The sequence below is a fragment of the Terriglobus sp. ADX1 genome (genome assembly GCF_036877645.1).
Taxonomy (GTDB): domain Bacteria; phylum Acidobacteriota; class Terriglobia; order Terriglobales; family Acidobacteriaceae; genus Terriglobus.
Genome location: NZ_JAEDXV010000004.1, coordinates 124375 through 144800, shown reverse-complemented (window position 1 = coordinate 144800; position 20426 = coordinate 124375). Strand labels below are relative to the sequence as shown.

13 protein-coding genes are annotated in these 20426 nt (G+C 57.7%); 7 read left to right on the top strand and 6 right to left on the bottom strand.

Features of this window, described 5'->3' with window-relative positions; genetic code table 11:
* Nucleotides 1–2: 2 nt before the first annotated feature.
* Nucleotides 3–827, bottom strand: coding sequence for a tetratricopeptide repeat protein (locus tag JAO32_RS04435; protein WP_334237892.1), 825 nt, complete (start codon nt 825–827; stop codon nt 3–5).
* Nucleotides 828–1028: 201 nt separating this feature from the next.
* On the opposite strand from JAO32_RS04435, the gene JAO32_RS04430 reads away from it, so the two are divergent.
* From JAO32_RS04430 to cobA, 5 genes are all read left to right on the top strand, one after another.
* Nucleotides 1029–2297, top strand: coding sequence for an MFS transporter (locus JAO32_RS04430; protein ID WP_334237890.1), 1269 nt, complete (start codon nt 1029–1031; stop codon nt 2295–2297).
* A 133-nt stretch (nt 2298–2430) separates the two neighbouring features.
* Complete coding sequence (phoU, locus tag JAO32_RS04425; protein ID WP_334237888.1) at nt 2431–3120, top strand: phosphate signaling complex protein PhoU; 690 nt, start codon at nt 2431–2433, stop codon at nt 3118–3120.
* 9 nt (nt 3121–3129) lie between these two features.
* On the top strand, nt 3130–4881 hold the full coding sequence (locus tag JAO32_RS04420; protein ID WP_334237886.1) for a nitrite/sulfite reductase: 1752 nt from the start codon (nt 3130–3132) through the stop codon (nt 4879–4881).
* 330 nt (nt 4882–5211) lie between these two features.
* Complete coding sequence (locus JAO32_RS04415; protein ID WP_334237884.1) at nt 5212–5865, top strand: precorrin-2 dehydrogenase/sirohydrochlorin ferrochelatase family protein; 654 nt, start codon at nt 5212–5214, stop codon at nt 5863–5865.
* Entirely contained in the window at nt 5862–6662 is an 801-nt protein-coding gene (cobA, locus tag JAO32_RS04410) for a uroporphyrinogen-III C-methyltransferase (protein ID WP_334237882.1), read from the top strand. The genes JAO32_RS04415 and cobA overlap by 4 nt, the downstream gene beginning before the upstream one ends.
* 850 nt (nt 6663–7512) lie before the next feature.
* Here the strand turns inward: cobA and JAO32_RS04405 are convergent.
* From JAO32_RS04405 to JAO32_RS04390, 4 genes are read right to left on the bottom strand one after another with little or no spacing between them, the layout of a single operon-like run.
* A complete protein-coding gene (locus JAO32_RS04405) occupies nt 7513–11418 on the bottom strand; it encodes a sodium:solute symporter family transporter (RefSeq protein ID WP_334237879.1) in 3906 nt (1301 codons plus the stop codon).
* 27 nt (nt 11419–11445) lie between these two features.
* A complete protein-coding gene (nagA, locus tag JAO32_RS04400) occupies nt 11446–12609 on the bottom strand; it encodes an N-acetylglucosamine-6-phosphate deacetylase (RefSeq protein ID WP_334237877.1) in 1164 nt (387 codons plus the stop codon).
* Nucleotides 12606–14720: a glycoside hydrolase family 20 zincin-like fold domain-containing protein gene (locus JAO32_RS04395; protein ID WP_334237875.1), complete on the bottom strand. Its 2115-nt coding sequence runs from the start codon at nt 14718–14720 to the stop codon at nt 12606–12608. The genes nagA and JAO32_RS04395 overlap by 4 nt, the downstream gene beginning before the upstream one ends.
* Nucleotides 14721–14748: 28 nt before the next feature.
* On the bottom strand, nt 14749–15906 hold the full coding sequence (locus JAO32_RS04390) for an alginate lyase family protein (protein ID WP_334237873.1): 1158 nt from the start codon (nt 15904–15906) through the stop codon (nt 14749–14751).
* Nucleotides 15907–16134: 228 nt separating this feature from the next.
* On the opposite strand from JAO32_RS04390, the gene JAO32_RS04385 reads away from it, so the two are divergent.
* The gene (locus JAO32_RS04385) at nt 16135–17094 is read left to right on the top strand and encodes a YihY/virulence factor BrkB family protein (RefSeq protein ID WP_334237871.1); all 960 of its coding nucleotides are present in this window, start codon (nt 16135–16137) and stop codon (nt 17092–17094) included.
* 3 nt (nt 17095–17097) lie between these two features.
* Entirely contained in the window at nt 17098–19323 is a 2226-nt protein-coding gene (locus JAO32_RS04380; protein ID WP_334237870.1) for a PP2C family protein-serine/threonine phosphatase, read from the top strand.
* A gap of 39 nt (nt 19324–19362) precedes the next feature.
* Here JAO32_RS04380 and JAO32_RS04375 read toward each other — a convergent pair whose 3' ends face one another.
* Nucleotides 19363–20325 (bottom strand): mechanosensitive ion channel family protein, encoded by a 963-nt coding sequence (locus JAO32_RS04375; protein ID WP_334237867.1) that lies wholly within the window; start codon nt 20323–20325, stop codon nt 19363–19365.
* Between the last annotated feature and the right edge of the window lie 101 nt (nt 20326–20426).

Here is a 20426-nt window from a genome sequence, read left to right as displayed (position 1 = left end):
TCTCAATTCGCCTTAGGTACTGGAAGCCCGCTACGTGTTGCTACGGGAAGAGCGGTGCCGTTGGCCACTTTCAGCATGCGCGCTTTTGTATCGTCATAACTTGGCTTCCCATCGATAAACCCGATAAGTGCCTGGGTCTGAGTCATTGTGCCGTTCGGCCCAGGTTGGCTTGCGCTGTAGGTGTCTATCGAGAAACGGCGCATCCCCTTAGCCACTAGATCAGGGTGTTCTTTGACAAATTCGGGTTGATCGAAGTCGTTGCTTTCGAGTGTGATCTGTCGAATTAAGGCATTACTTGCATCTATCTGCCGGCCAAGCATGTAGATGTGATATTGGCTGAAGGGGACGAGCGCGTAATAGATGTCCAGATAGCCATTAGCCAGCTTGACGCGTTCCACGATAAAGCGGTCAGCCCGTCGAAACTGTTCATTCGTTGTTATCTCGTGGAGCTTCACAACAGCAGCAATTGTCGTATCGCGTCCGGATGTATCACCAGATTCCGCATAGGCACGTGCCAGCCACTCCAGCGCGAAAGTGTCATCTGGATGTGTGGTGGTCTGCTGCTTCAGCAGTGAGATAGCGAAGGCATAATCGCCAAGGGTGACGGCCGTTTCCGCAGTACCGTTTGTGATCATTCGATTTTCAGGCACCATCGCGTGAAGCTGTTTCATTTTTCCCAGGGCGAGTTCTGGGTGGTGCTCACTGAAATTCTTCCTCGCCGCGTTGAACAGTTCCTGTTGTTCTGGTGTCAGCGATGTGGTCGCAGGCTGTTGTGCAATGCAGAGAACAGAACAATGCAACACGATGAGCAAGTAAGCTAGGCGCATGGAGTACCTTCGGCGTAGGGTTGTATGATTCCCGATCTCCATCTTCATTCTCGCGTGATGGAATGACAACGGAAATGCCAGCAGCTTTTTGGAAAAGTCGTGTGAGAACCAGATTCTTCGATTGAGCAATTGCGGCGATGCATCTTCGGCAAGATTTCTGTGGCCTGCAGTACTCTTTAGCCGGTACCATTCCTTTCACACATGGCTTCCGGAATCGTGCATCAGTGGCGTGCGCTCACGTCGCCGCAGAAGAATGCTTTTATCGCCTGCTTCCTCGGCTGGGCGCTGGATGCGTTTGACTTCTTCATCCTCACCTACTGCATCACGGCCATCGCGGGCGACTTCCACACCACCGTCGAAACGGTGACAGAAGCCCTCTTCTGGACGCTCGTCATGCGTCCTGTTGGCGCACTGATCTTCGGTGCAATGGCAGAAAAGTTTGGCAGACGCCCCACTCTGATGATTAACATCATCAGTTTCTGCGTCTTTGAAGTGGCCTCAGGCCTCGCACCCACATTGGGATGGCTGCTCGTCTTCCGCGCCCTCTTCGGCATCGCCATGGGCGGCGAATGGGGCGTAGGTGCGGCCCTCGCCTTTGAAACATTGCCGGAAAAAGGCCGCGGCTTTTTCTCGGGTCTGTTGCAGGAGGGCTACGTCGTCGGCAACCTGCTTGCGGCAACGGTTTACGGCCTCGTTTTCCCGCATCTTCACGGTACTGGCATGCTCGTGAACTGGCGTGTCATGTTCTTCATCGGCGCTCTGCCATCCATCCTCGTCTTCTACATCCGCAGCAAGGTTGAGGAATCACCCGCGTATCGCAGTGGTCAGGCCAAAGCCGTTAAACCCACGATCCACCTGGGCGACATCGCACACTACCTGCCCACGTTCCTCTTCCTCGTTTTCCTTATGACGGCCTTCACCTCCTTCAGTCACGGTACGCAGGATCTGTATCCCACCTTCCTGCAGAAGACAAAAGGCTTCGCTCCCGCGCGTGTCGGATGGGTCAGCGACATAGGCCATATCGGTGCGCTCCTCGGCGGCATCACCTTTGGCACATTGTCGGAACGTTGGGGCCGACGCCGCTCCATCGTCATCGCATCGCTGCTTGCCATCCCCATGATTTATGTATGGGCCTTCACCCGCGAAGCCGTCATCGTGGCCGCTGGCGGCTTCCTGATGCAGTTCATGGTGCAGGGAGCATGGGGTATCGTCCCGGCGCACCTTAACGAGCTGTCGCCCGCCGCTGTCCGCGCCACTTTCCCCGGCCTTGCCTACCAGCTCGGCAACCTGCTCTCCTCGCGCAACGCAAAGTTCCAGACAGCCCTTGCCCGCAAGTACTTCCATGGCGACCTGACACCCGTCCTCGCGTGGACAGTCGCGATCGTTGCGGTTGCCGTGGCTCTCCTGGCCGGGTTGGGCAAGGAGGCCAAGGGGCAGAGCATGGCCTCAGTGGAGGACATACCCGTCTAAGCTGATGTCAGCCCCAGAAGCGCAACTGGTCTGACCACTGGAAACCGCAATCTCAACTTTTTGCCCATTTTCTCTAGAAAGTTGGCGCAGAAATCAATTTTCCGCGACAATAGAGCATAGGGAACCCCTGACCATGCCACGTATTCATTTCCAGCAACAACTCGCCATGCTCAAGGACAAGCTGCTTGCTATGGCAGCGCTGTCGCAGCAGGCGCTGGAATTGTCCGTGGAGGCCTATCTCCAGCGCGACGCAGGACTTTGCGTTCATGTTTCCGACATCGAGCAGGCCATTAACGCCGCCGAGCGTGGCGTGGACGAAATGGCGTACGAGCTCCTGGCCAAGGAGCAGCCCATGGCGATGGACCTCCGTTTTCTCATGGCCGTCATCAAAATCAATGGCGACCTGGAACGCGTTGGCGATCAGGCTGCTGCCATCGTCAAACGTTGTGCGGAGCTGCAGAAGATAAACCCCGACGCGGGCCCCGAAAACCTTCCCGGCCACCTTGCCGCGATGGGTGCGCTCTCCGTCAAAATGATCCGTCGCGCCATCCGTTCCTTGCTCGAAGGCGACCCAGTTCTCGCAGAAAAAGTCCTCAGCATGGATGACGAGATGGACCGCCTCAATCACGAAACGCAGGCCGCCCTCCGCGATGAGATGGCCCGCCGCCCGGAGATCACGGAAAACGCACTTAACTCCATCATCGTGGCGCGCAATCTGGAACGCAGTGCGGATCACGCCACCAACATCGCCGAAGACGTCATTTTTTGGGTGCGCGGTTCTGACGTGCGCCACAACGACATTGCCGCAGCCGCGGCGCAGTAGAAGGGAATCATGGTAGACGAAGTCCAGAGCAACGCCACGCAGACCGTAACCCCAGCAAAGCCCGCCGTCGAGAAGAAAGAGACGAAGGCGCAGAAGATGGAGCGCCTCAAGGTTGAAAAGAACCCCTGGGAGCACTGGGATGAGGTAATCGCCTTCGCAAAAGAAGGCCGTGAATCCGTCGTGCCCGACTGGGCTGGCGCTTACTTCAAGTGGTGGGGCGTTTACACGCAGGGCGACGGCATTGGTGCCGTAGGCGGCGTCGGTGGCGAAGGCAAGGCCACGGAATTCTTCATGATGCGCGTCGGCATTCCCAACGGCCTCCTCACCAGCGAGCAGACTCGCGTCCTCGCTGATCTCGCGCGCGACCACGGCCGCGACCTCGCTGACATCACCACCCGCCAGAACATTCAGTACCACTGGCTCACCATTGAGTCGTTGCCCATCATCGTCGATGCGCTCGCTAAGGTTGGCCTCTCGCCCAAGGGAGCCTGCGGCGACGTCGTCCGCAACGTCACCGGCTGCCCGCTCGCTGGTCTGCACAAGCACGAACTGATTGACGCCGCGCCGCTGGCAAAGAAGGTCGCCGCCTTCCTCACCGGCAACGCCGACTTCGTCAACCTGCCTCGTAAGTTCAAGATCACCATCACCGGTTGCCCCGAATGGTGCTCGTATCCTGAGATCAACGACATCGGCCTCACCGGCGTCGAGCGCACCGTGAAGGGTGTCCGCGAAGTCGGCTATTCCGTCCGCGTCGGCGGCGGTCTCTCCAAGGAGCCGCATCTTGCTCTTCGCCTGAACGCCTTCGTCAAGCCGGAACAGGCGGAAGACGTCTGCTACAAGATCGCCGAAATCTACCGTGATCAGCAGGGCAGCCTCCGCGAAAGCCGCACGGCAGCCCGCCTGAAGTACATGTTCATGAAGGACGGCTGGACGGCCGAAACCTTCCTGGCGGAACTCGAGCGCAAGCTTGGCTACAAGCTTGACCCCGCGCCGGCTGAAATCCATCCGGAAGATGTCTACCGCGACCACACCGGCGTCCTGCCGCAGCAGCAGCCGGGCCTCTCATCGGTCGGCATCACCGTCCTCCGCGGTCGTCTGGATGCCAAGCAGCTTCACGCACTGGCCGACCTCGCCGACGAGTATGGCGACGGCAATGTAGCGCTCACGATTCAGCAGAACGCTATTATTACCAGCGTCCCCAATGAAAAAGTTCAAGCATTGGTTGAGAAAATCAATGCACTCGGACTACACGTGGAAGCCACCAATTTCTGGCGTGGCACGGTCGCCTGCACCGGCACCGAGTTCTGCAAACTCGCCATCGCAGAAACCAAGAGTTTCTCCCGCTGGCTCGTCGACGAGATGCAGGAGCGCGTCCCCAACTTCGACCAGCAACTGCGCATCAACGTCACCGGCTGCCCCAACAACTGCGGTCAGGCATGGATCGCGGACATCGGCCTTGAAGGCAAGAAGGTCAAGCACGAAGGCCAGATGGTCGACGCCTTCTACTTCTGTCTCGGCGGTGCACTCGGAGAATATGCTGGTTTCGCTCGCGCCGTAGGCTACCGCGCTCCGGCAACCGAAGTTCCGGTTGCCATGGAACGTCTGCTGAAGACGTACCTGAAGGACCGCACGCCCAACGAAAACCTCCGCCAGTACTTCGCCCGCTTCTCTGACGAAGAACTTCGCGGCCAACTCGCAGGAGCCGTGGTCGCAGCCGCAGAACGCGACAAGCCAAGCGGCCGCCCTCCAGCCGAGATGTAATCAACCCTGCGTTCGCTCAGGATGGATGAAATAAAGCTTCGCTTGTCTGAGGTGCTTTAAGGCAAGCGAAGCTTAAACGCACAAAGTGCGTCATCCTGAGCGAAGCGCAGCGAAGTCGAAGGACCTGCATTCTTCTGCATCCACTAGGAGGTCGAAGGAAGCCAGAAAATCGGATGCGATGCATTCGGAAGGGTTAGGACCTCAAATCCTGCCACGGCATCAAGCGCCAAAGGCGCGACAAGATATTAGCCCAGGCCGAAGGCCTAGGGTTCAGGCCCGAACAGCCGCCAAAGGGCCAAAGGCCCGCTCTAAAGGCCGAAGGAAACCAAAATGTCACTCTTCCCAATCTTCCTGAAGCTCACCGGCCGTCGATGCCTTGTCGTCGGCGCAGGATCGATTGCGGAAGGCAAAATCCAATCCCTCCTCGACGCCGAAGCTGAAGTCACCGTTGTAGCCACACGCGCGTCAACAAAAGTCCAACAGCAGGCCGAAGCAGGAGAACTCACCCTCCACCTGCGCCCCTTCGAAGACAACGACCTCGAAGGCATCTACCTGGCGGTAGCCGGAACGGACGTGCCTGAGGTCAACCGCGCCGTCTTCGCCGGATCGCAATCCCGCGGAATCCTCGTCAACGCAGTCGACGACCCACCTTACTGCGATTTCTTCTTTCCATCCATCGTGCGCCGCGGCGACCTCCAGATCGCCATCTCCACCGCAGGCGAAAGCCCGGCATACGCCATGCAGCTTCGCAAAGCATTAAATGAAGCGCTGCCGCATGACATCGGCCCGTGGCTGGAAGAACTAGGCCGCCTCCGCCGTGAAGTTTTGCAATTGGAGCCGCTCGGCGAACCGCGCAAACAACTCCTGCACCAACTCGCCCAGCGCGAAGTCTGCGGAGCCGAAGCCTGCCCCTCCCGCCAGATCGCAAGGAAACATGCCCGCGAGCACTACCCCGAACGAAATCCTGCGGAGGTATCTCGATGAATGCGCAGAAGGGAACGGTCTATCTCGTAGGAGCAGGCCCGGGCGACCCCGACCTCCTCACGCTCAAAGCCGCACGTCTTCTCGCCACGGCAGACGTTGTCCTGCACGACGACCTTGTTCCTGACGCCATCGTCTCTCTTGCCAACCCACACGCGCTCATCACCAGTGTGGGCAAGCGCTGCGGGCGTCCGCGCATCACGCAGGCAGGCATTCACGAACTCATGATCGACTCTGCACGTCGCAACCTAAGCGTCGTGCGCCTCAAGAGTGGCGACCCTCTCGTCTTCGGTCGCGCTGCGGAAGAACTGAATGCTCTCCGCGAAGCCAACATTCCCGCGGAAGTCATCCCCGGTGTTTCCGCAGTCTTTGCCGCGGGAGCCACGCTGCAACTCCCGCTCACAGACCGCCGCACCGCCTCCAAGCTCATCCTCATCAGCGGCTCGCACGCAGCAGACAAGACGAATCCGCTTCCCATGTGGCAAGGCCCGCTGCCTGAGGATGCAACGCTGGCCATCTACATGCCGGGCCGCAACCTGAAGACGCTCGCCGAAGATCTGCGCAACCACGGCGTCTCTGCGGACACGCCCTGCGTGGCCGTCTCCTCAGCCGCCACACCGCAGCAAACGGCCGTCGCCGCCACCCTCGCTGACTTCGGCAACCTGGAGCCAGGGCACGCCCCGCTGCTCATCCTCATCGGTCGAGCCATGGCCTCCATGCTGCAAGGCAAGCAGGACGAAGCCACAAGACAATTGCTGGAAGCCTCAGCATCCGCGCTCACGCCATCTCCGTCATTCTGAGCGAAGCCGTAGCATCCGCACTTATCCCATCACTGTCAGTCTGAGCGAGCCGTGCGTTAGCATTCACCCACCCTGTCATTCAGAGCTCAGCCGTAGCGTCCGTACTTATCCCATCACTGTCAGCCTGAACGAAGCCTTAGTATCTGCATTCACCCACCACTGTCATTCTGAGCAAAGCGAAGAATCCCGACGAACTCTCGCACACCCACAACCGCGAAGTCCCTTCCAGCCACCAAAGCAGGAGCCTCAAGCCGCTTGTGTCATGTGGCCAGCTTCGCAGAGCGAAGCTCATACGAACGAAGTTCGTCATCCTGAGCGAAACGAAGTGAAGTCGAAGGACCTGCATTCCTTCTCAACCTCTACAACGCAAAAGGTAGCAAGAGCGTTTAAGCAGCCATCCCAACGAGCGCCAAAGGCGCGACCAGATATTAGCCTAGGCCGAAGGCCTAGGTAGGGATGCGCAGCAAGACGGAGGGCCAACGGCCCGCTCTATCCTGTCAATCCCCACGCGTGCGCGGAGCCGCAATAACCCGATCATTCCACGTAACTTACCAGCCAAAATTTGTTGGCACGAGCCCATACGCGCCGCAGTACAATAGAAGCAGGGAAGATAAAGGGCCGCGCACCGCGCGGCCCTAACTCGTTTAGAAAGACGATTTTGCCCCTAACCCCAATGGGCAGACGATTTTAGCGCCACTCGCGCCGTAAGTCTAATAGAAAGAAGATTTTAGAAAAACCGGGGGAGGGGGTACCCCCGACCACGTCAACGACGGCATACTCCATCTCGTCCAGACACACGGCCTCAGACAGAGAGGTCACGCTGAAGGCGTCGAGAACGGTACGAAGTGCGTTACTCCGGCAGATATCCGTAAAGCAGAAACTTCTGTCGTGCCTCACGGAATTTCCAAAGCTCGGGTTCCCATGCAGTAACAATCTCATGCGGGTCTTTTCCAGCAGCCAACGCATCCGTCGTGGCCGCATTCAGGATCAGATGTTGAGCCTTCGCCAACTGGAGCTGCGTTGGATACTGTGCACGCACCGCAGCCAGCAACTCCGCGCCCATTGCTGGAGCATCAAGCCGCGTGCGATCGGTAGCAGTCGCACGCACACCATGAATCTCCTGTCCGGCAAACGGATAAGGCTTCGCCGGGGTGAACGTCACCGGCGCAAACGTTACACCTGTCATGGCACGAGCGTTCAGCGTATCGGCCAGCTTCTTCGCCTCGGCATCGGAAGCGATCCATGCAGCACCCACCTGCTCAAAGGCTGCATCTGTTCCGCGACCAACGGAAAGGTTTGTGTACTCGGCAAATGCGATGCCGGTGTAGAGCGTAGCTGCACTCATGCTCTGCAGATTGGGCGAAGGATTCACCCACGGCAAGCCGGTCTGGTCATACCAAAGGCCACGCTGCCAATTCTGCATCTTCACGACGGAGAGCTTCACTCCAAGATGCTTCTCGCCGTTGAAGAACCCTGCAAGTTCACCCATCGTCAGGCCCAGTGACATAGGTTCCTGCATGTAGTCGATGTAGCTCTGCACACCCGCATCGGCAACCGGTCCAACGACGGACACGCCACTCGTCATCGCAGGTCGATCCAGCACCACAACCTGCGTGCCTGCCTTCGCTGCGGACTCCATCACGTAACCCATCTCGGTCTCGTAGGTGTAGAAGCGCGCCGGAACATCCTGCAGGTCAATCAGCACAGCGTCCAGCTTCTGCAGGTCTTCCACCTTCGGATAGCGGTCAGCCAGCTTCGCTCCATACAACGAGATCACTGGTAGATGCGTTGCGGCGTCCACCGCATTGCCGATACCCTCATGGTCCTCGGCGCCCAGAATCCCATGTTCCGGCGCGAACAGCGTGGTCAACTCAATGCCATTACCGCGCTGCGCGTACAGCACATCGATAGTGCGCTTACCCGTCCGATCGAGGCCGGTATTGTTGGTCAGCAGTCCAACGCGCAGATGCCCCGCTGTCTTAGGGGTCAGTGCATGTAACGCCTGGAAGTTGGTCTGCTCCAGCACGTCAATGCCTGTGAGTGTTGCCTTACCGGACAACGGCTTATCGAGTCCCAGAGCCTTCGCCGCAGCCGTGGCGATGGTGCCACGCAGCGGCGTAATCGGCTTACGCCCACGCGGATGTACGGCATTCGCCAGCAGGATCACATAGCTATCACTGCGCGGATCCATCCACACTGAAGTGCCGGTGAATCCCGTATGCCCGAAGCTGCCCACGGGATAGATCGTGCCTCTCGGACGCGAGTATGGCGAGTCGATATCCCATCCAAACCCACGCAGCCCCTTCGCTCCCGTAGGCTGCTCGGGCTGACACATCAGCCGCAGCGTTTCCTGCTTCAGGGGGAAGTTGCTCGGACGCCCTGCCAGGCGATCCAGCAGCGCCTGCGCAAACAGGCTGGTGTCGTGCACCGTGGAGAACACACCCGCATGCCCGGCAACACCACCCATCCGCCGAGTGGTGGGGTCGTGCACCTCACCCCGCAACATGCGGTCGTCGTCCATGGGCTTGTCGTCGTTATGGGCTGTGGGAGCAATGCGCGCACGCATAGCCGCACTTGACACGGTAGGGCACGTTGCAGGGGCAGGTTCCCAGTACAGGTGAGGGCAGTGGGGGGTGAAGTATCCCGTCTCTGTCATCTTCAACGGAGAAAAAATATGCTTCGCTGCATAGACATCCAGCGGTTCACCGCTGATCTTCTCCACAATCGCGCCGAGCGTAATGAAGTTGATGTCGGAATACTTGAACGTCTTTCCCGGAGGCCCGTAAAGATCAGACTCCATCGCGCGCTTCACGCCTTCGGTCTTGCCGCTCCACGCATCCTTGAGCGACACATCCTCGCGCAACCCGCTGTAGTGCGTCAGCAGCTCGCGGATCGTTACGCTGCTCTTGCCGTTAGCCGCAAACTCCGGCAGATACTTCACCACCGGATCATCGAACTGCAACTTGCCCTGCTCATACAACTGCATAATGGCCACGGAAGTTGACATGCACTTGGACAACGACGCCATATCGAAGATGGTGTCTTCCGTCATCGCCTCGATCGCCGGATCTTCCGCACGATTGCCATACGACTTCTCGTAGACGATGCGTCCATTGCTGCCAATGGCGACAACGCCTCCAGGCAGCAGCTTGTCCTTCAGCGCCTGCGCCATCAGCGTATCGATCTCGGAGAAGTTGGCACTCTGCGCATGCATGGATGCAGTGCTAAAGAGCACCACTACCAACAGCGCCGCAACAGCTTTCGGACGAGGTTTGCCGATAAGGCTGAAGAGCGAGCCAATCACAAACGTCACAACGGAGCCAAGCAACACATACCAGGTGAATGCAATGTCAGACAGAGAGAAGCCTCCGATGTGGATAGGTGAAACAGGAAGGATCTTCGGAAGATATAGCGCAAGGTTGAAGGCAAACCCTGCAATCATGCCAATGGTTGCGCCGAACTGCGTTGCATAGCGAGTCAGTGTGCCTAACAGGAAGACGCCGAGCAGCGCACCATACGCAACGGATGCAATCGACAATCCCATCTCGACCACGTGTCCTTTGCCGCCGACCTTTACGGAATAGATAGCAATCGCAACCAGCACGACGGCCCACAGCAAAGTAGCTGTACGCGAAAGGAGGTTGCGCTTTGCATCGGATGCATTCGGATTCAGCTTCATATAGAAGTCGACGATGGTAGTTGACGATAGAGAGTTCAATGCAGCGGAAAGGTTGGACATGGCTGCTGCAAGAATCGCTGCGATCAGTAATCCCGCAACGCCTGTCGGCATTTGCTGCACGATGAATGCAGGGAATAGGCGGTCAGAACCATGCACCGTCAACAGCGCCGGATGCTGTCCATAGAACACGTACAGGCCCGCGCCAATTACCAGGAACAGCGTGAACTGTAGAAATACAATGCCGCCGCTTGCCAACAGTGAGACGCGCGCCTCGCGAAGGTTCTTCGCCGCCAGTAAACGCTGCACCATCAACTGATCGGTGCCATGCGAGGCCATGGTGAGGAATGCGCCGCCAATCACGCCAGCCCAAAACGTATAGTTCGACGTCAAGTTCACAGTGAAGTCGAAGAGCTGCAACTTATGCGCCGCGCTCGTGACAGCATGAACGGTTGTCCATCCGCCATCTACCTTTGAGCCCAGCGTGAATAGGGCGATGATCGTTCCTGCGATATAGAGGAACATCTGCACAACATCGGTCCAGATGACGGCAGCCATGCCACCTTCAAACGTATACGCGAGCGTGAGCATGCTGATGATGACGATGCTGGCAATGTCATTCGTGCCAATTGCAATGCCCACAACGATGCTGACTGCATAGACGCGCACGCCTTCCGCTGCTGCGCGCGTCAACAGGAATAGGCCAGCCGTGACCTTGTGCAACACCGGCCCAAAGCGCCGATCGATCAACTGATACGCGGTGAATAGCTCACCATCAAAATAGCGCGGCAGAAACAGGATGCAGATCAGCAGTCGCCCGATCATGTAGCCGAAGACAAGCTGCAGAAAAGTGAAGTTGCCGCCAAAGGCGATGCCCGGCACGCTGATGATGGTCAGCGTGCTGGTTTCTGCGGACACGATGGAAAGCGCAATGGCCCACCACGGCACGCTGCGCGCTGCAAGAAAGTACGACGATAGCGATGTGTCTGTGGGCTTGCGGAAGCGCAAGCCAAACAGGGTAATCGCTATCAAGTAAAGGACAATCAGTCCAAGGTCGAAGGCATGAAGCCGCGTCGGCATGCAACGAGTCTACAGGTGACAGCGGTGTTACAACACTTCTCCGCGCAGGATGGTTCCCACTCGGCTTCCTGTTCCGTTGAAGACATTGAAACTGGCCTGAGCTTCGTCAAAAGGCAGATGCAGCATCTGCTTCGGATTGCGTGACGCTAATCGGACGGCCGTATTCAGCCCGCAGCCGGTAAACGCCTGCACGTTGGCCACGGCACGATCCATCGTCAGCACCGAACCTGCAAGCACGCCTGCGTACATGGCCACGCCGTCTTTCACCTGCACGTTCATGTCACCCAGTAGGTACTCGCCGTCGGGCATGCCGGTGGCAGCCATGCCATCGGTGATCAGTATGGCGCGTTCTTCACCTTTCATGCGAAACCACAGACGCACAGCCTCCGGCGTGGTGTGGATCCCATCGCAGATCAACTCCGCATACAAATCCTTCGTGTCCAGCACAACGCCCAGCATGCCCGGTTCACGTTGTGTCAGTCCGCGCATCGCGTTGAAGGTGTGTGTCGCGCTGACTGCGCCTGCTGCAATACCTGCACGTGCCTGCCTGGCCACAGCATCGCTATGTCCGAGGCTGATGCGGACACCCTGCTGACTCGCATGCGCAATCATCTCCTCTGCATCGGGCAATTCGGGGGCAACGGTCATGAGTTTGATATGACCGCGCGCTGCGTCCTGAAAACGATCGAAGAGTGCGATTGAGGGTTTTTCCAGCAACTCCGGGTTGTGTACGCCGCGCTTTTCATGCGAAAGGAACGGTCCTTCCAGGTGAACGCCGAGAATCTCCGCACCACGTTCCGTCGCAGCAGATTCAATCGCGTTCGCGATGGATTCGAGTGCATGCAAAGTGTGATCGATACCTGCGGTGACTGTCGTTGCAAGAAACTGCGTCGTGCCGTAACGTGCAAGCGTGCGTGCCACGGTGTCAATGGCTTCGGGCGTGCCTTCCATAACGTCGCGTCCACCCGCACCGTGCACGTGGACATCAAAAAAGCCCGCGCTGAGCGTTGCTTCGGGAAGATACAGTGTTCCTTCCGGAAGAACATCGCGTTCCAGAGACGTTACCTGTTGCACCTTGCCGTCTTCCAGAATAAGAAGCGGCTCATGCACAACAGAGTGCGGAGTAATCAGTGTTTTCGCCGCGATGGCTTTCGGGCGTGTGCCGGATGCGAGTTTCGTTTCGTCAGTCATTGCGGAGCTCCTGGCGCAGGCGGCGCGGGCAGTCCAATCTCGGATGCCGGAGGAATGGTTTGTGTGCGGTCCCACTGCCGTTGCGCGGAACGCACCTTATCAATGCGGCTAAGCCACGTGTTCAGCGTGTAGTCATACCGCGCAAGGTTATTGCGCAGGAAGTATGGACGATTGCTCTTCAGCCATGCGGCCTCATACAGATCACGCATCAGCGAATACTGATTACGCAAGTCCTGCAACTTGCCGTTCACGGCGTTGATGTCATTCAAATCGCGCGATACTTCGGTGCGGCTGTCTCTATCCTTCGCCGTCTGTAAGCGATAGGCATTGGCATAGGTAGTTGCCATTTCGTCGGTCAGTTGAAACTTCAGACCAATCAGATCCATGCGCCGCGCGCCCAGTTCCATGGCATCCAGAGCGTCCTGTTCGCGTAGCGTGGCCGTGTTGCGAGCCTGTGCAATCAGGACAATCGCCTGTTCTGCATGCATGCGCAGTTCGTGCAGATAGGGACGAATCTTTGGCGCATAAATCTGTCCATCTGCACTCCACGGATCAATCCAGAACAACAAGTCAGAAGCGTCGCTCGTCTTGAAACCGTTCTTCAACACGGCATGCGCAGCCATCAATTCTTTCTGCGCTTCGTTGATCTTGCCGGTGGCATCGCCATGGAATACCTGGCCGAAGGTGTCCTGAAATTGTGGGATGGAACTTTCACCCTTATGCCATGCGGCCTGCGCACCAAACAACAACGCATACCAGTTGTTGTTGAACAGCGCTTCACCATCGTCTTCCCATAACGTGTTCAGTTGTCCGGTACATCCGCTGGCCTGTCCCTGTGCGGTGAACTGCTGAATGTTTGGCAGAGCGTTGTTGAAGTTGGGCCACACGCGGCTCCAGTTATTCACGCCGGGCGCCACCCAGCATTCCATACCCGCATCGGTATACGGCTTGATCCACGGAGCAAAACTGGTATGCGGGTTATATTCCCAACCCACTGCGATGGTTTGTTGCTTGAAGTCTGGCGGTAACGTCTTCAGCAGCGCAGGTTCCTTCATGGCAATATCGCCCCAGAAGAGAAAGCGGCGATTCAGCGGCTTGAGCGCAGCAACGGTCTTCTGCAGGTAATCCAGATACACAGGGCCAAGACCCTGCGCATCGACTGCTGCTTTGGTCTGCCCTTTGCCCAGTTCAACGGTTTCATCCGCACCAATGTGCAATAGCGGCGAGGGATAATCCGCTGCCAGCTCCGTGTACATGCGCTTCGTCAGCTCAACAGAACCCGGCTGTCCCGGTGCCAGCACATGCCCATGCGGAGTCTCCGCGAGGGGCGCATACATCTCCTGGTTCAGCATGTAATGCAAATGGCCAAACGCCTCCTGCTCGGGGATCACGGTGATGTGATATTGCGCAGCATAGGCAACTAATTCGCGTGCCTGTTCGGGTGTGATGGAGCCGCCCGGCGGCGCGGCCAACGGCTCGCTGCGGTACTGCATTGTGTTCTCAAAGTACGGCGAATAGACATTCACCTTGTACGAAGCGAGTTTGCGGATCAACTCTTTCTGAAACGCAAGTGTCGGTACGGGCCCACGCGAAAGATCGTCATGCAGGCCGCGATACTTCATCGCCGGCCAATCGCGAACGCTTGCCGCTTGCAATGTCGCTGCGTTGCCGCTTCCACTGATGAGTTGCTTTGCCGTCATCGCGCCATAGAACACGCCTGTAGCCGTCGCACCTACGACGCTGATGCCGGATGCGTCGGGAACAATGGCATATCCCTCGTCCGGCATCTCGGGCGACCATGCCAGATGTGCGGAGGCCAGCGCCTGTCGGCCAGCATCGCTGCCATACCGCAACAGGGTGATGTGTGCAGAGCCGGATGTCGTGACGACAATGTTGCTGTCACGAAGCTGGCGTGTGAGTTCATTTGCGGCAAACGTATCGTCTGCATTACACGCAGAGCAGACAACGCTGACGCCCTGCGAAAGAGGAATCGCACGCACGGCGTTTGCCTCGCGCGGCGTAGGGATCAACGCCATCTGCGAGAATGCCGTGACACTGAACATCAGGGTGCAGGGGAAAGACAGGCGGCGCAACTTTGGGGCAAGGGCCATGCAAACAAACTAAATGATTTGGCAGTCTTTAGGCAGGAGGACGTGCCGTCCAGAGTGCGGGCTGGCGCATGGGGAACGTCCGCAATAGCTCGGGCTTCTTCGGTTCGGTAGGCAGGCGTTTCCATAGAGCAATGTATTCCGAACGGCTATAGGCGCGCCCTGCAAGCAACAGAGTCGGTTGGCGCACGGGCCAGTCCGTGAAATGTTCCGCGTCCGACGGAAACTTCCATGCACCGCGATTGAGCAATACTGGAAACAGCCACGCGGCCGCCGAACGCATACCGCGGCCGTCCTGCAGGTTGTAGTCCCACAGCCGATCCAGTGGCGAGGAGACAGCCTCGCATGTCATGGACAGGCAATCCAGCGTGAAGATGGCTGCAGCGTAAGCATCGGGGCGATGCAGCTCAATCGGGAACTGTCCATCGAAATTCATCTCACGCAGCAGTTTGTCGCGGAAGCGATGCAGGCAATCCAGTTGCAACGCTCCGTTGCGTGTGAAGCGTGCCATCTCCGCGGCCTGGAGTGTCCAGCAGATGGCGGTGCGGTCCTTCATCTCACGCGCGATGAAACCCGGCTTGCTCTCATTCATCCATGTGGTGAAGTCGGTGAACCATTGACGAAGGGCAGTAGCTTCATCTTCAGTTGCAGCACTGTTGTAAGCGCATAGAAATGCTGCGCAACGTGCCGTTTCGGCCAGCATCACGGTGTCTTCAATCCCGCGATAGCTGCCGTCTGCTGAAGGTGGAATGCAGGCTGCGTGATCAAGGTTCGGCTCCATGCGGGTATCAGCGCTGAGGAACCAGGCACGCAGATGATTCAAGGCATGCTGGGCATACTTCGCTTCCGATGTGAGCCGCCACGCAGCGACGCAGGCTGCCACCACGCCATTCATTCGGACGAGCGCATCGCGATGCCCCGAAAACGCCGCGGGATTGGAATATCCCGGCCGATGTTCAAAGTGGCCGCCGTCTGTGGCGAACCATTCGGTGTCCTCTGAAAAATACAGATGAGGATTTGACAGCTTCTTCGGAGCGGGCAGTGCGGTAATCGTCTGCGGCGCCAGTTTCAGAGCTTCGGTTGCGGTGGCAAGAATGTTGTCGCGATCGTATTCCGCGACATTGAAATGAAGACTCTCCGCGGATTGCTCCCATGCGTCTACCGAAAATGCGCAACCAGCGGCTGCCATTCCTGAAAGGAACGCACGGCGGGAGAGCGCAAGGCGCAAGCAGGGAACCATGGTGCCGACGAGCGTATCACCTTCGCGCGTCAGAAGGCGGCACGGGAGACTTTCCTGAGCGCTTACACGTCTCAATCACAAAGCTTTGCGGCTAAAAGAGGGTGTGCAAGCATCCGCTATGCTGCCTCTGCTAGCATCGTTCCAACCGCCTTTCCAGGAGTCGGCAGACTAGCCCCTATGCCGTTCATTACGCCGCAGGAAAACGCAAGCGAACCCGTGCCGGCGGAGGCAGCGGAAAAGCTCAGCAAGGTCAGTGAAGCCCCTGGCGAACGCGAGCTTTGGCCTGATCCCGTTGAGGGCGGCTCTGCGGCACAATTCGTGGAACTGCTGCGTTATCTGACACAGACAGACGTTCATACCTACGCGTTTTCTGTCGCCGCTAACGTGATCCTGTCGCTGTTTCCATTTATCGTTCTACTGCTCACGCTGTCGCGTAATGTTTTCCATTCGCAGCAGATGGCGAATGTCGTCAGCGAACTGATGCACAGCTATCTGCCGACGGGGCAAGACTTCGTGATGCGCAACATGAATCTGTTGGCGCATCCGCATAAGGGCGTGCAGGTCTTCTCTGTGGTCATGCTGTTCATCAGCAGTACCGGCGTATTTCTGCCGCTGGAAGTGGCATTGAACAATGTGTGGCGCGCTCCCAAGAACCGCAGCTATCTTGGCAACCAGCTTGTTTCGCTAGGGCTGGCCATTTCGGTGGGCATCCTCGCCATGTTTTCGGTGGCCATGTCTACGGCGCAGAAGGCTGTGCTGGGCTTTGTCTTCTTCGGTCACACCGACAACGTGTTTTATACCGTGTTATCGAATGGGTTTCTCAGCGTTGTAGCCACCATCAGTTCCATTGGCATCTTTTTCCTGATTTACTGGATCCTGCCCAATCGCAAGATTCCTCCCATGGCGGTGTTGCCTACGGCAATCGTGACGGGCTTGCTTTGGGAGGGGGCGAAGTATCTGTACATCTTCACCTTGCCGCACCTCGATCTTGAAAATGTCTACGGACCGTTTTACATCTCGGTAGGCCTGATGCTCTGGGCGTTTTTGAGCGGCCTGCTTCTGCTGGCAGGAGCGCATTTCTCGGCGACGCGGCATGCAATGCATATGGCTGCTTTGCAGGCACGGAAGGAGTCCTAAGGCATGCCGCTGATCCTTCGCCCGCGCCAGCAGAACAACGTGTCGGACCCGCTCTATGCCACCACGAGCGTGCCCCTCTCCGGTAATGTTTCGCATTTTCCTTTGTACCTGCGCATCCTGTGGGGCGTAACCGCGCTGCTGATCGCGCTGGCGTTCGTTCCGGGAACACTGGGTGACCAGACTTTCCTTCTTCGCTGGGGAGTGCTGGCCGTCACGCTCATCGTTACGGTTCCTTATCTGTACCGGGCAACGAAACATGGCCTGCTGTGGCGGCTGAGAAACAAGCTGATTCTCACTTACTTGTTGATCGGTCTAACGCCGGTTGTTCTCTTCTGTACGCTGGTCTTCCTCTCTGCCTATGTAGCAGCAGGACAGTTCGCGGTCCATCTGGCATCGCAACATTTGCAGCTTCAGTTGGACAACATGGGCACCAGCGACGCGGGCTTTGCGTTCTCGCTTGCGCACCGTGTGGAAGAGGGGGCGACAGCCGCCGATCTGGGACAGGGAAGAGACGGAGAGCCAGCTTCGAGCACCGTACGTCGCGCTGGAACAACTCTGCCATCTGCCGGACAGCCCGCGGGAGCAACCCCGTCTCAGGCTTCACGTCCACCGGTAATTCGACAGCGTTCGGTTTATCTGGACGACCAGGAGATTGAGTTCCGCGATTTCATGGGTAATGCTCGCAGCCCCATGCGCCTGTCGCCGTGGATCAAGCAACGTCGTGGCGGTCAGTTAAAGGTCTTCGCGGAAGATGGCGGTGTCTTGTACATGGCCGTGGTGGATCGTGTGGCAGCGGGTAAAGATCAAGCGGGTAAAGACCACATGATTACCGTGATTGGTACCATGCCGGTCACGCAGCCGCTGCTCTCTACCGTAGCCAAGGGATTGGGCGTGGTGACGCTACTTCCGGGAGTGGTTGAAGATGCCGCGTCGGGCAGCGTTCGTTCCAACGCAAAGCAGCAACGGCTTTCCGGAGGCGCCCGACCATCGTCCGTCAATCTGCTGGACTATCAGGTGGTGTTCCGTTCGCGTCTGCCGGTTCTGAACTGGGAGAGTGGCGATATACGGCCGGTGCCGCTAGTTGTCACATCGCGGCCCTCGGTGCTTTTCCAGCAGCTTTTCGGCACGGGTCTTACCAGTTCCATCACGGATGCGGTTCGATTTGCTTTTATCGCTGTCTGCATCATCTTTGCGCTGCTGGAGATTTTTGCGTTCTACGTCGCCATGCGGCTCACGCGCTCTATGACTGGCTCCGTTGAGGACCTGTACGCAGCAACGCTATCCATCGATAGCGGCGATCTTTCCCACCGCATCCATGTGCAGCAGGACGACCAGCTTGCAGACCTGGGACGTTCCTTCAATCGCATGGCGTGGTCATTGAGCCGACTGATTGAAGAGCAGAAGGAAAAGGAGCGCATGCAGAGTGAACTCAGCATTGCGCATGAAGTGCAGGCCAACCTCTTTCCGCATTCGCTTTCCGGAATTCCGTCGCTGCAGCTTCACGGCATCAGCCGCCCGGCCCGTACTGTTTCTGGCGATTACTACGACTTTCTTATCTTCCATGACGATCCGAATCAGCCCAAGAAGGTCACCGGCATGGGGCTGGCGCTAGGCGATATCAGCGGCAAAGGAATCTCTGCCGCGTTGCTGATGTCGACGCTTCATGCGGCGGTTCGCGCTTACCGCTTTGCCAGTGAGGAACTGTTCGCCGAAGAAGCCCGCAGCGTCACACATCAGCAATCTTTGGAATGCGGTGAACTCTTTGAATCGCCCGCACGCATCCTGGCACTGCTGAATCGCCATCTCTACCGCTCGACGCAACCTGAAAAGTACGCGACGCTGTTCCTGTCACACTACGACGATCGCAGTGGACGTCTCACGTATTCCAATGCAGGCCAGCTTCCACCCTTTGTCATGAAGCTGGATGGAAGTGTGCGAGCCCTTGATAAAGGGGGCACCGTGGTGGGTTTGATGGATGGTATGCGCTACGACCAGGAGACAATCCAGTTGGAGAGTGGCGATCTGCTTATTGCCTATTCCGACGGTGTCACGGAGCCGGAAAATGATTTCGGCGAGTTTGGCGAAGACCGCCTGCTGGATGTGGTCCGTGCCAACCGCGATCAGCCGCTGGAAGTCATCTCCACGGAAGTGATGGATGCGCTGGACGCGTGGATTGGCGGCGCGGAACAGCCTGACGACATTACCCTTGTGCTTGCTCGCAAAGTCTAAGGGCACAGCTTTCGCTGCGCCCTTGTATCCCTATTCCGACTAGTTTCCTGTAATCGAAACAGGCGGTTGCGCCAATGTTGGATCGGCCTTCGCCTGCATGACAACTGTGCTCGTTGGAACCCCGAGCGGAATGCCTTCCTTCTCAAATGCCAGCAGAACCCTGCGCCGCAACGCACGCAGGATTGGGTCTTTCTGGTTAGCTTTCACGCGGATGTTTACGGGGTATACCACCTCGCGCCCGTTGATTTTGTCGACGCCAAGGATATCCGGGTCTGCAATCGCGATATTTTGAAACGCGTCATCCTTGCGAACTTCCATCGCCAAAGTCTTTAGCACCGCCATTACGCGATCTGGATCGGCGGCGGCATCCACGGCCACGTTAAGGGTTGCAACGGAATATTGGCGCGTCAGGTTCGATACGGTAGCGATCTGCGAATTTGGAATGAAGTTCAGCGTGCCATCGCCGGCACGCAACGTCGTAGAGCGAAGCGTCAGATCCTCTACCGTACCGGTCAACCCGGCGATCGTGACTACGTCGCCCACGTTGAACTGGTCTTCCACCAGGATGAAGACGCCGTTCAGCATGTCTTTAAACATGCTCTGAGCGCCAAACGAAATACCCAGACCAACCACGCCTGCGGAGGCCAGCAGTGGCTTCAGGTCAATGTTGAACAACTGCAGGATTTGCAGCAGGGCAATGAAACCGATCAGCCCATAGCAGGTGGCACGAAGGATCGCTGCCATTGTGCGTAGCTGAGAGGCACGCTGGGTTCCCGGATAGGCGTCGGCAATATGGCGCATGCGCTTCACAAAGAACTTCACGATGCTTTGCAGTACAAACGCCATCAGCAAGATAACCACGAGTTTCGGCACGTCAGAGCGGACGAAGTCCACAATGTCGTTGTGCCAGCTCTGTCCCAGATCGTGGAATGTTTCGGGAGGGTGGCTCTCGCCGGGAGCTTTCGTGGCAGCGGCCAGGAGAAGAGCGAAAAGAGGCATCATGCTCAAAATGTCCTTCTTGCGGCAGATGCCGCTGGGGGTACAATCAGGCCAAAACCAGCAGTCCTGATCTCTTAAGGATGGCGCAGGCACTCCCGCGCTGC